Below are 10,155 nucleotides of genomic sequence, written 5' to 3' on the forward strand. Positions count from 1 at the left end.
GGAGAGGAATGGAAGTGAGGGAAAAAGCCATGCCACTTTCACGAGAAATCAAGACTTATGTATTTTTCTTTTTTCGTATGAAACCACCCTGCTCTCCCAAAATTGGGAGAGGGGAGCAAATTCTCTAGTTCCCCGAATCCCAACTTGGGAGAAGGGGTTAGGGGATGAGGGCAAAACGTCCTCTCAAAGCAGATTTTTTCTTAAGTTGACACCAATGAGCATTGCTGTGCCCCTACCGCGTGGTCTATTTACCTGAAAATAGCTGTAAAGACTCAACTCACCATAGTTTTACGCAAGATTTTACTAAGTCCTGAGTGATGAGTAAAAGTAAAATACTCAACACTCAGTACTGTTTGAGTGAGGTTTTTAGAAAAACCAACCGTAAGAATGCAAACCTTTACCCAAAAGATTCACACCCAGATAGCAAACCCAAACGACAAGCAAGCCGGCGGAGGCTAAAATTGCCGGACGACGCCCTTGCCAACCGCGAGTAATTCTGGCGTGAAGGTAGGCGGCGAAGACTAACCAGGTGATTAATGCCCAAGTTTCTTTCGGGTCCCAACTCCAGTAGGAACCCCAGGCTTCGTTAGCCCAAACGCCACCGGCAATGATGCCAATTGTCAGCAGGGGAAATCCTAGTCCAATGATGCGATAGCTGATGTTGTCGAGGGTTTCGGCAAGGCTAAGGCGCTGGGGTGAAAGAGTTTCAGCAGATGCAACAGCTTGAGATTCAGGAGTAGTTACTAAATTCAAAACAGCAGTGTTTCCGTTACCATTGCCGTTGCTACTAGTTTCAAAACGGGCAAAGCCGTTATTTTCGACAGCAGGGGTTGGTGCTTGAGAAATTAGTTCAGTGGCTTTGTGCAAGCGGTAGCCGTTGCTGCGATAACCACCAGTACCGACAGAACTACCTTGTAGTTGGATGTTTTGACCGCGAGTGACAATTAAAAAAGCGATCGCTAATAATGAACCCACCATCAAAGCAGAATAACTCAACATCATGACGCTGACATGCATCATCAGCCAATTTGACTTCAAAGCAGGTACTAGGGGTTCTGACGCTTGCATCTGGGATGGTAGTGTCATGGTAGCAAAAGCTGCGATCGCCATTGCCACCGGAGCTGTCGCAACTCCTACTAAGCGGCTACGGCTACTATTTTCAGCAATCAGATGGACGGCGGTAATTCCCCAAGTTAAGAAAAACAGAGATTCATAGAGATTACTTAAGGGAAAGTAACCAGCTTCGATCCATCGTGCCCCTAGTAGAGTAGCAATGCACAAATTTGCGATCGCCATTCCAGCTGTCCCCAAAGCAGCTAGATAAGGCAGATTTGGAAAAGCCGCTCCTCCCCAATACACCAGCATTGTTAGGAATAATATGGCAAAGGACGCATTGTCCAGCCAGTTCTGGAGTACAACCAAATTCATAAAGTGTTCTCTCCGTGGATAATTTAAAATATGGATTCTGACTGTTTTGATCCTATATGTTTAGAGGGGAATCGGGAATGGGGCACTTGTACTGAGCTTGTCCTGAGCGTAGCCGACTTGTGCCGACTTGTACTGAGCGGCGTCGAAGTAGCGAAGCCGAGGTAAGGGCGTAGCCGAAGTATGGGGATTGAGTACAAGAGGCAGAGGTGCAAAGGGACACAGGGGCAGAGGGGAAAACTTACTGCAACTTCATCCTCTGCTTTGCTTGCCTCCCCTGCTCCCCTCCCTCCCCCACTCCCCTATCTAACAGAGTTACTCTTACTCTTTTCTGGACTAGGCAATGTAGTCGCGTTGGTAACTTTTTTAAGTTCGATAAAAATATCGTAACGGTTACTGCGATTGTCGCTGACAGCAGATGTCATCCCAATTGTGCGCGTTGCATCTAGCAAAGTTTGTTGATTGGGAATTAGAGTTGGTAAAGGGAAATTTTTCACAGTTCGTTCCACATCCAGGAAAAATTGACCATTCGTCGGATTGGGTTCTGTAGGAACTGTTTGTTGGAAGGGAAGAGTGCCAGCTAGTGTGTAGTTAGGTTTGGGAACAATTTTATCCGCGATCGGAGCGCCCACTACCAGAAAGGCGACATCTCCATCTAACCAACCGTGGGTTGCAGTTAACGTACCATAAGGTGATACCCAGTTAACAACGGGTTGACCTGCGACTTTCCCCGGTTGCACTTGGAACTGGTATTGATTTTTCATCACTTCATCCAGTTGACTGATGGATGCTTCAGCTGATTTGCGTAGGCTTTGCCCGCTGTAGTCATCATTTGTCTGTATCATGAACAGCAAACCCGCACGAAAATCATTTGGCGAACCTTCTTTTGGAGTAGCAGGAATCACTGATAACGAAAACTCGCCTTTCATCCAACTGAGCAAATCCTTATCTAAATCGAGGTCGGTAAGGGATTTTATACCACCTCTGATCTGTTCTGGTGCGATCGGTGATAAAGGATTTCCCTGAGATGTTAAAACATAGTCTCTCCACAACCTCTGTAAGTTGCCGCCAGTAAGCATCATTAAGGTTTCTGCTGGTATGCGGCTTTGCATATTCCCAGCTTTGTTTTCCACCACCAGCACACGTTGACTATTAGGATTTAACCAAGAAACGCCCTTGAAGCGGATTCCTTCTGACTCTAAGGTTATTGTCCCCGCTAAACCTTGGTTATTTTGCAGTTGAGCCAAAACTTGAGCAGGTAAAGGGCGGTTTGGAGAAGCTGCGGCTATTTTCGCAGCTGTTGGCACATTGACATAAAACTGGGCAAAGGGTTGGTAGTTGGCAATTTTCGGGAAATTCTCAGTAAAGCCGCCTGTTGTGGCTAGGGATGTTTTATTTTTGTAGGCGTCGATCGCTCGTTCTGTGGCTTTAGGACTATCAGTTATGACTAAAAAACGCCCATCTAGTAATGCAGCCGAGAAGTTTTGCCCTGCTTGTCCCTGACTTTGTTTAATGGCGATCCCTTGATAAGTGCGTAGGCGTAGCCCGTCGTAGACATCGCTCCATTTGCCTTGTTTAAGGGTTTTGGGTTGTGCCAAAATACTTTTGGCGATTTCTGGGTTTTTGACTGGGAATACCATTACCATCGATTGCTGATCGCTGACAGCATTTTCATTGGTGGTAACTGGTTTGGGTGCAGGTTTATTCCCTGTTGCTGGAGCAAGAATTGCGATCGTCACGTCATCGCCTACCCAAGGAGCGATATCTTTCTGGAAGTCGTAACCATTATTCGTCAGAAAGCGATCGCGTAACTGGACTAAATTTTTGTCCAGTTCTGCTTGAGTTTCTTTTGTCCCAAACTGCCGCAATTTCTGCCACTGTTGGGGATCTGTTGTTAAGGAAACCGCAAACAGGGCATCACCAGGAATAATATTTGCACCTACTAGCACGCTAGAAGATGTTTGTCTCTGGGCTAACAACCAGTAGGCTACACTCCCCGCACCAATCAATAACCCAGCAGCCGAAAGCGTCAGCACCAGAGACGGTTTCTTATTTTTCTTCATCGGAACAGACACAAGAGGCGGTGCCATTGAAACCTATACCTCATATTTGCAAACTCATTACTTACTGAATTGGTTAAGTCAACCAAAAAGTTTCTTGCGATCTAAGGCAGTTAACTTGATAAATTTCTCCACCATAGACATTGATGATATTTCCGTAATCAACCTTCTCTACTGTTTCAAAGCAGTGTTTTAGTGGTTAGTTACCTTTTTTAACACGCTTTGTTGAATTTCGCAGGACACTCCTTTAAACGGCTGTCTGTTTCGGAAAGTCTCCGAAAGTTAATATCCTGCATTTCAAGCACTTTGAGGATATAACTAACTTGAAAAAGCTGCAAGTAATCTGTAACTTACACTACGTTCTATTTAGATAGCTTCCATCTTTGGTATTCACTCAATCTAAGCAAAATCAAATGTCCGGTATTTTACATAGATTCAAAGTCATTAGTGCAAAATTTCCATACTCTGAGGCGCACTGCAAAAGATGAAAAACTTTTAAATAATAAGTTAAGTTGCCATTTGACGCCGACCTACTTACTATGCCTCAGCATTAACAGCACCCAACTGCATTGGTCCCAGATATTTGGTCAAATAAGGTGAAAAAACTTCATAAATTAATGTCAGTGGCTGCCCATGATGCCAAAACAAGTAGTGGCGACCCCAAAAAGGCCCAGTTACACCAAAACCAGACTCTAGTGCCAATGAGTCACCGTAGTAAATTCCTCGAACATCCCGATACAATTCTGTGCGAAGACGAGCTAAACTTGCCCAAATTGGTAATGAACGGTTTTGTAAATATTCATCGACATGACTGGCTTCCCACCACGAAGTAGCATAGGCTAATCGTTGACCAGAAGCGGTACGCAGCCATACTTGTCGCCGTAGTCGCGGCCCTGGGACAGCTTGGATTAACTCAGGAGCAGCATCCAAGTCGATGCCAATCAATGACATATCAATAACATCTACTTCTACAGCCTCTCCTGTAAGCAATTCTAAGTGACGTGTTGGGGAGCCGTCACCCAAAAGCATTAGCTGCCATGCAGGTGCCAGCTGAGTGTGAGGTAAACTTTGTTGAATTATTTCCTCCCCTCCTTGCCAAAGCGGAGTGAGGCGATGCCAAGCTGGTGGCAGTGTTAGGTTGTTTGTCGGCGTAAAAGAAATAGTCAATGCTTTTTTACAAAACTTCACCTATTTCTATAAAAGCATAAAAAACTAGTATTTTGACAAGGCAACTTTGCTTAGTATGTAGTAAGCAGTGAAGTGCTTCCGAAAAAGACTAAAGTCATCACTGCAAACTTAAATATTTAAGGATCAATAGTCTAAGGTTTTTTGACCTATGACTATTGACCCTATGCTTAAACAAGCAAAAATGCGGATGGCGAGACTCGAACTCGCAAGGCAAAGCCACACGCACCTCAAGCGTGCGCGTATACCAATTCCGCCACATCCGCATGGTTTGTCTAAACATAAACTATAGCATAAGAAAATAATCATAGTAGGGTGATGTCTAAATTCAGTTGCTCAAAAATATAAATTTTCTCAAGGCGGTATCAGACTGACAGAAATTTAGCAGCTGTATAAGTGATATTGAAAAGGGTAGAGCTACTGTGTTCGGCGGAGTGCAATGGCGTATCCGTCTGCTGTAGGCGATTTCTACGACGGGCTATGACGCACGCTCGATAGCGTTGCTAAAGCTGCGCAGGAGCGTCTAGACTCGCTATCGGCGTCGCAAAAGTCCAGCTTGGTAGTCTAGCCAAGACTTACAGCAGCAATGTTGTTAGTGTAGTAAGACCCGTAGAGGCAGCAAGCCTGCAATCTTGCGTTTGCTTAGAATCAGGGTGGCGAATCTCCTGCGATAATTTGAAATAATGCGGAAGCGTTGTTTCAAGTTGGATCGGAGAAAATGTCAATCTACTGGTAATGATATCGAAACTAAAAAATGAAGTTTGACAAAATATTAATTGCCAATCGGGGAGAAATCGCCCTTCGCATTCTCCGCGCCTGTGAAGAAATGGGAATTGCCACAGTTGCGGTTCACTCCACCGTTGACCGTAATGCTCTGCACGTCCAACTTGCTGATGAAGCAGTTTGCATTGGCGAACCTGCTAGCAGTAAAAGTTATTTGAATATTCCCAATATTATTGCTGCTGCACTGACGCGCAATGCTACTGCCATTCATCCAGGCTATGGTTTTTTGGCAGAAAATGCCAGGTTTGCGGAAATCTGTGCCGACCATCATATTGCTTTTATCGGCCCAACTCCAGAAGCTATCAGACTAATGGGGGATAAATCCACTGCCAAAGAAACCATGCAAAAAGCTGGAGTACCGACAGTACCAGGTAGTGAGGGATTGGTAGAATCCGAGCAAGAAGGATTAGGATTCGCCAAGGATATCGGCTATCCAGTGATGATCAAAGCTACAGCAGGTGGTGGTGGAAGGGGTATGCGCCTAGTTCGTTCTGAAGACGAATTTGTTAAACTTTTTCTTGCGGCTCAAGGTGAAGCAGGAGCAGCTTTTGGGAATTCTAGCGTTTACATAGAAAAATTTATTGAACGTCCCCGCCACATCGAATTCCAAATTTTGGCGGATAACTACGGTAATGTCATCCACTTGGGTGAACGGGATTGCTCAATTCAGCGCCGGAATCAAAAGCTGTTAGAAGAAGCTCCTAGTCCGGCTCTCGACCAAGACCTACGTGAGAAAATGGGACAAGCTGCTGTCAAAGCTGCCCAATTTATTAACTTCAGTGGGGCGGGTACTATTGAGTTTCTCTTGGATAGATCCGGTAAATTCTACTTTATGGAAATGAACACCCGGATTCAAGTAGAACATCCTGTAACAGAGATGATTACTGGGATAGACTTGGTTGCCGAACAAATCCGCATTGCCGAAGGAGAAAGACTCAAGCTTACCCAAGAGCAAGTAGTATTACGAGGTCATGCGATCGAATGTCGAATCAACGCCGAAGATCCCGATCGTGACTTTCGCCCTTCTCCTGGACGGATCAGTAGCTATTTGCCCCCCGGAGGCCCTGGTGTGCGGATTGATTCCCACGTCTACACAGATTATCAAATCCCACCCTACTACGATTCCTTGATTGGCAAGTTAATCGTTTGGGCGCCAGACCGACCTACTGCTATTAACCGGATGAAACGCGCACTGCGAGAATGTGCCATTACTGGACTACCTACCACCATCGGATTTCATCAAAAAATTATGGAAACTCCACAGTTTTTACAGGGTAATGTCTATACAAATTTTGTGCAGGAAATGAACGGGTAGGAAAGTAGGGCAGGAAAAAGGTTATAGGTTACAGGGGACAGGGTTATAACCTGTAACCTGTACCCTAATTAACACGAGATAGCATAGTTAGCAATCCTTGTTGACCTAACAGGATTTCTCGCAGCAGGCTGAAGATACCAACCCAAATAATAGGTGTAATATCTACCCCACCTATAGGTTGCACCAGCTTTCGCAAAGGTATTAAAAATGGCTCAGTGGGCCAAGCTATTAAATTAAACGGCAAACGATTCAGATCCACTTGCGGATACCAAGTGAGAATGATACGAAATATAAATAAGAATGTCATTACCCCTAACACAGGGCCAAGAATCCAAGCAGTCAGGTTAACACCAGTCATCGGTTTCAAGTACTATCTATCTGTAAAGAAAGAAAAAAATTAGGTAACAGCAAGCCTTTCGGGTTCCCCAGTCGCTCATGGGGTGAATTCCATTGGCGCTAGCCTCTCCCTTTGGAAGAAGACCGTGCTGGCTCACCGCGCTTTGCGTAGGCATAGCCTGTCGTAGACATCGCCACAAAATTTTAAGCTTTGTAAAGCACTCCGATCATCATTTTAACCAAATGCTGTAACTTCTTTCTGAAATAGAAAAGCGAACTTGCTGACGTGGTTAACTCAACAAATGGTGAAAGCAGTTACCAAGTTTAGCAGTTCAGAGTTAGAGGCTTCTCAAGAAAGTAATACACTATTAAAATTAGGATGAAGTGTGTAAAAAAAGGTTGAGAAGTATGACGCCTTCTTTAGCAAATTTTCTTTGGAGTCTGGCTTGGGGTGCTGCAATTGTCGTAGTACCCGTTACAGTTGGTCTAATTTTCATTAGCCAGAAAGATAAAATTCAGCGTTCATAATGCTTATGAGAGTTGAATTAACTCTCACAATCGATTGTCTGTCAGCTATCTACTTAATTGTACCAAAAGCAGCAGTTTCTGCTGCTGGTAGCAGTTGTAGCTGACAAACATAGGTTTTTTATTTTTCGGTGAACAGCTTCAAAGCTTCTTTGCTAGAGGCTTTGAAGCTTCAATATATCGTGCCTAATTACAGTAGTGATTTTAATTGTGACTCGCTAACATAGATTTGATATTGGGAAAACAGCAATGATAAATTTTGGGCTGAACTCAGCCAGTTTTCTGGCTCAGGTAAATTTTGGGGCAAACTCAGCCAGTATTCTAGGAATTTTCCTAGCTGTGGCTGGGGCAGCACTGTATTTTCTCCGCACTGTGCGTCCAGAATTGTCACGGGATCAAGATATCTTTTTTGCGGCAGTCGGTTTGCTTTGCGGCTTCATTCTTGTCTTTCAAGGATGGCGGCTTGACCCAATTTTACAATTTGGTCAACTACTTTTAGTTGGTACAACTGTGTTTTTTGCAGTTGAAAGCATTCGTCTGCGGAGTATAGCTACCCAGCAAGCAAAGCGCAACACTCCGATTGTGGACGATGAGCGGGAGGTAAGCGGAAACTATTCGTACAAGAATCGCAGAAACTATCAGGCTGAGATGGAGGCAGACTTAGATCCATTGCCTTATGAAGACGAGGAAGAACGCCCCTCCCGTCCCCGGATTCGCGGTAGCAGGGATGAGATTTCAACTCGTGATGACTACTATCAGGAGCAACCCCCCCGTCGTACAGAACGCCGCAACGGCAGCAGTAGTGAAAGACAGGCTTCAGGGGATAGAACAACCCGTCGGCGGACTTCTGGACGTCCTGTAAATCGTCCTTCTGAAAGCTTTGAAGAAGAGAACTGGGGTTCTTCATCTAGGCAAGTTGATGATTGGGAAAATTCGGCTGGGGAAATCAAAAAACCTTCTCGCCGCAGTAATAACGGATCTGGGCGTCCCGAAAGTCGTGAAGATGATGTTTCTCCCAGACCGAGAAGGCGTCGTCCACCCACTGACTCAACTCCTCGAAGACCGCGGGAAGATGATGATGCTATCCCAACAGATTATGTGCCATACAACCCAATTGAAAAACCAAATGAGGGGTCAGATAATTTGACCGATTTTGATGACGATGTTTAAAACAGTTGGCGTACAAGTAGATTTAGAGGCGACGGAAAACAGTTGAGGTGGAAAAATTTACGCCTGCATTTTGGCTCCAAAGACCAATTCATTGGAGCCTGGTTTTTGGTTTAATAAGTTTGCTTGTATCTTGTGGTTCTAACGATATTCCTATAGGGCCTACTTCTCTTAACAGTCGCTACACCGAGGAGCAACCTGCTTTGAGTGGAAATGGGCGCTTTTTAGCGTTTGTATCTAATCGCAATGGTAATCAGCAGCTACTAATGTACGATTTAGAAAGGCAACTGTTTATCAGCACACCGGGGATAAACCGACAAGAGACAATTGCCGAAAGTCCTAGTTTGAGCTACACCGGGCGTTATATTTCTTATATTACTAGTGACCAAGGAAGACCAGTGGTAGCGCTTTACGATCGCGCTACACAACAGTCGCAAATTCTCACACCAATTTATCGCGGCTGGGTCAGAAAACCAAATATTAGTCCAGATGGACGTTATGTTGTCTTTGAAACCGCCACTCGTGGTCAGTGGGATATTGAAGTCCTAGACCGGGGGCCAAATATTGAGTTAGATATTCCTAATGGTGCAACTGTAGGTTCACCTCCGTAGGAGTTAGGAGTTAGGAGTTAGGAGTTAAGAGTTTGGAGAGACGCATCCAAACAAACAACGATCGCACTCAACCACCTAAAACAAAACCCCACAGCTAGAGATGCGCTACGGGGTGAGAATTGGGGGATGTGGGGTTAATGGTGATTGATTGGATGTGACGGGGTTAGGGCGGGTTAGGGTGTTGACTCCGCTTGTATTCTCTTCCTAAATTCAATTAGGGCTTGTTCTTCTGTACTAACTACAACTCGGTTAGGTTTTGCCCTCATAATTGTTAAATAATGTTGAAAAGCCTCCTCATCATCTGGATGTGTCTTTACATAAGTTCTCAGTTCGGCTTCGCTTAATTGTTGATAGTTACTCATTGAATTAATTCCTCGCCGTTACTTAAAATTTCTACTTGAATTGTTTCGCCTATTAACATTACGATTCTTTGAGAGCGTGTATCGTAGCGAGTTAATTCAATTGTTCTTAATAGATTGCTTGCTCGTACACATACGCGGTAGAAGGTTTCTAGCTGTTCTATTGTAGGATGCAGTGCTTTGATTCAAACCTACTCAGAATTTTTATTTTTTGTACTACCACTTCTAGTTTCACCTAAAGGTCAAACAGTTATGCAAATCATGTGTCAAAACATTAGACCTCTTGCAAAAAAGTTTTGTGGTATATTAGAGGGTTTAACAAATTGTCAAAAAGTTAACAAGCATTCTGAATATCATAGTTATAAACACCAGCAATTAAGTGGCAACGC

11 protein-coding genes and 1 tRNA gene are annotated in these 10,155 nt (G+C 44.4%); 5 read left to right on the forward strand and 7 right to left on the reverse strand.

Translation table 11 applies throughout. The features are described from left to right. Nucleotides 1-366 precede the first annotated feature (366 nt). From ccsB to V7K41_RS01850, 4 genes are all read right to left on the reverse strand, one after another. Nucleotides 367-1,428 (reverse strand): c-type cytochrome biogenesis protein CcsB, encoded by a 1,062-nt coding sequence (gene ccsB, locus V7K41_RS01835; RefSeq protein WP_334845457.1) that lies wholly within the window; start codon nucleotides 1,426-1,428, stop codon nucleotides 367-369. A 299-nt stretch (nucleotides 1,429-1,727) separates the two neighbouring features. Next, nucleotides 1,728-3,515: a DUF3352 domain-containing protein gene (locus V7K41_RS01840; RefSeq protein WP_334845458.1), complete on the reverse strand. Its 1,788-nt coding sequence runs from the start codon at nucleotides 3,513-3,515 to the stop codon at nucleotides 1,728-1,730. 507 nt (nucleotides 3,516-4,022) lie between these two features. Further along, nucleotides 4,023-4,652: a chorismate lyase gene (locus V7K41_RS01845; RefSeq protein WP_334845459.1), complete on the reverse strand. Its 630-nt coding sequence runs from the start codon at nucleotides 4,650-4,652 to the stop codon at nucleotides 4,023-4,025. 203 nt (nucleotides 4,653-4,855) lie between these two features. Beyond that, nucleotides 4,856-4,936 (reverse strand) — tRNA-Leu (locus V7K41_RS01850). A 488-nt stretch (nucleotides 4,937-5,424) separates the two neighbouring features. On the opposite strand from V7K41_RS01850, the gene accC reads away from it, so the two are divergent. Further along, on the forward strand, nucleotides 5,425-6,768 hold the full coding sequence (accC, locus tag V7K41_RS01855; RefSeq protein WP_334845460.1) for an acetyl-CoA carboxylase biotin carboxylase subunit: 1,344 nt from the start codon (nucleotides 5,425-5,427) through the stop codon (nucleotides 6,766-6,768). A 64-nt stretch (nucleotides 6,769-6,832) separates the two neighbouring features. On the opposite strand, the gene V7K41_RS01860 is transcribed toward accC, so the two are convergent. Further along, nucleotides 6,833-7,126, reverse strand: coding sequence for a YggT family protein (locus V7K41_RS01860; protein WP_094350101.1), 294 nt, complete (start codon nucleotides 7,124-7,126; stop codon nucleotides 6,833-6,835). Nucleotides 7,127-7,512: 386 nt separating this feature from the next. Between V7K41_RS01860 and psbX the strand changes: the two genes are divergently transcribed. The 3 genes from psbX (at nucleotide 7,513) to V7K41_RS01875 (ending at nucleotide 9,407) form a co-directional block, all read left to right on the forward strand. Beyond that, nucleotides 7,513-7,632 (forward strand): photosystem II reaction center X protein, encoded by a 120-nt coding sequence (gene psbX, locus V7K41_RS01865; protein WP_292853253.1) that lies wholly within the window; start codon nucleotides 7,513-7,515, stop codon nucleotides 7,630-7,632. Between the two features lie 246 nt (nucleotides 7,633-7,878). Continuing rightward, nucleotides 7,879-8,799: a Ycf66 family protein gene (locus tag V7K41_RS01870; RefSeq protein ID WP_334845461.1), complete on the forward strand. Its 921-nt coding sequence runs from the start codon at nucleotides 7,879-7,881 to the stop codon at nucleotides 8,797-8,799. Nucleotides 8,800-8,846: 47 nt separating this feature from the next. Further along, nucleotides 8,847-9,407, forward strand: a complete 561-nt coding sequence (locus tag V7K41_RS01875) for a TolB family protein (RefSeq protein ID WP_334845462.1) — start codon at nucleotides 8,847-8,849, stop codon at nucleotides 9,405-9,407. Between the two features lie 173 nt (nucleotides 9,408-9,580). Here V7K41_RS01875 and V7K41_RS01880 read toward each other — a convergent pair whose 3' ends face one another. Beyond that, nucleotides 9,581-9,769, reverse strand: coding sequence for a DUF6887 family protein (locus V7K41_RS01880; protein ID WP_073641045.1), 189 nt, complete (start codon nucleotides 9,767-9,769; stop codon nucleotides 9,581-9,583). Continuing rightward, complete coding sequence (locus V7K41_RS32775; RefSeq protein WP_442943099.1) at nucleotides 9,766-9,951, reverse strand: DUF6888 family protein; 186 nt, start codon at nucleotides 9,949-9,951, stop codon at nucleotides 9,766-9,768. Before V7K41_RS32775 ends, V7K41_RS01880 begins: the two co-directional genes overlap by 4 nt. On the opposite strand from V7K41_RS32775, the gene V7K41_RS01885 reads away from it, so the two are divergent. Beyond that, nucleotides 9,947-10,155, forward strand: a 209-nt coding sequence (locus V7K41_RS01885) for a hypothetical protein (RefSeq protein WP_334845463.1), incomplete at its 3' end; no start/stop codon positions are given. The genes V7K41_RS32775 and V7K41_RS01885 overlap by 5 nt on opposite strands.

The sequence above is a fragment of the Nostoc sp. genome (assembly GCF_036917415.1).
In the GTDB taxonomy this organism is placed as follows: domain Bacteria; phylum Cyanobacteriota; class Cyanobacteriia; order Cyanobacteriales; family Nostocaceae; genus Nostoc.

What these genes read in the sequence shown, in the direction of transcription:
- ccsB (WP_334845457.1), bottom strand. Translation starts at nt 1,428, where the DNA reads ATGAATTTGGTTGTACTCCAGAACTGGCTGGACAATGCGTCCTTTGCC.
- V7K41_RS01840 (WP_334845458.1), bottom strand. Translation starts at nt 3,515, where the DNA reads ATGGCACCGCCTCTTGTGTCTGTTCCGATGAAGAAAAATAAGAAACCG.
- accC (WP_334845460.1), top strand. Translation starts at nt 5,425, where the DNA reads ATGAAGTTTGACAAAATATTAATTGCCAATCGGGGAGAAATCGCCCTT.
- V7K41_RS01860 (WP_094350101.1), bottom strand. Translation starts at nt 7,126, where the DNA reads ATGACTGGTGTTAACCTGACTGCTTGGATTCTTGGCCCTGTGTTAGGG.
- psbX (WP_292853253.1), top strand. Translation starts at nt 7,513, where the DNA reads ATGACGCCTTCTTTAGCAAATTTTCTTTGGAGTCTGGCTTGGGGTGCT.
- V7K41_RS01870 (WP_334845461.1), top strand. Translation starts at nt 7,879, where the DNA reads ATGATAAATTTTGGGCTGAACTCAGCCAGTTTTCTGGCTCAGGTAAAT.
- V7K41_RS01880 (WP_073641045.1), bottom strand. Translation starts at nt 9,769, where the DNA reads ATGAGTAACTATCAACAATTAAGCGAAGCCGAACTGAGAACTTATGTA.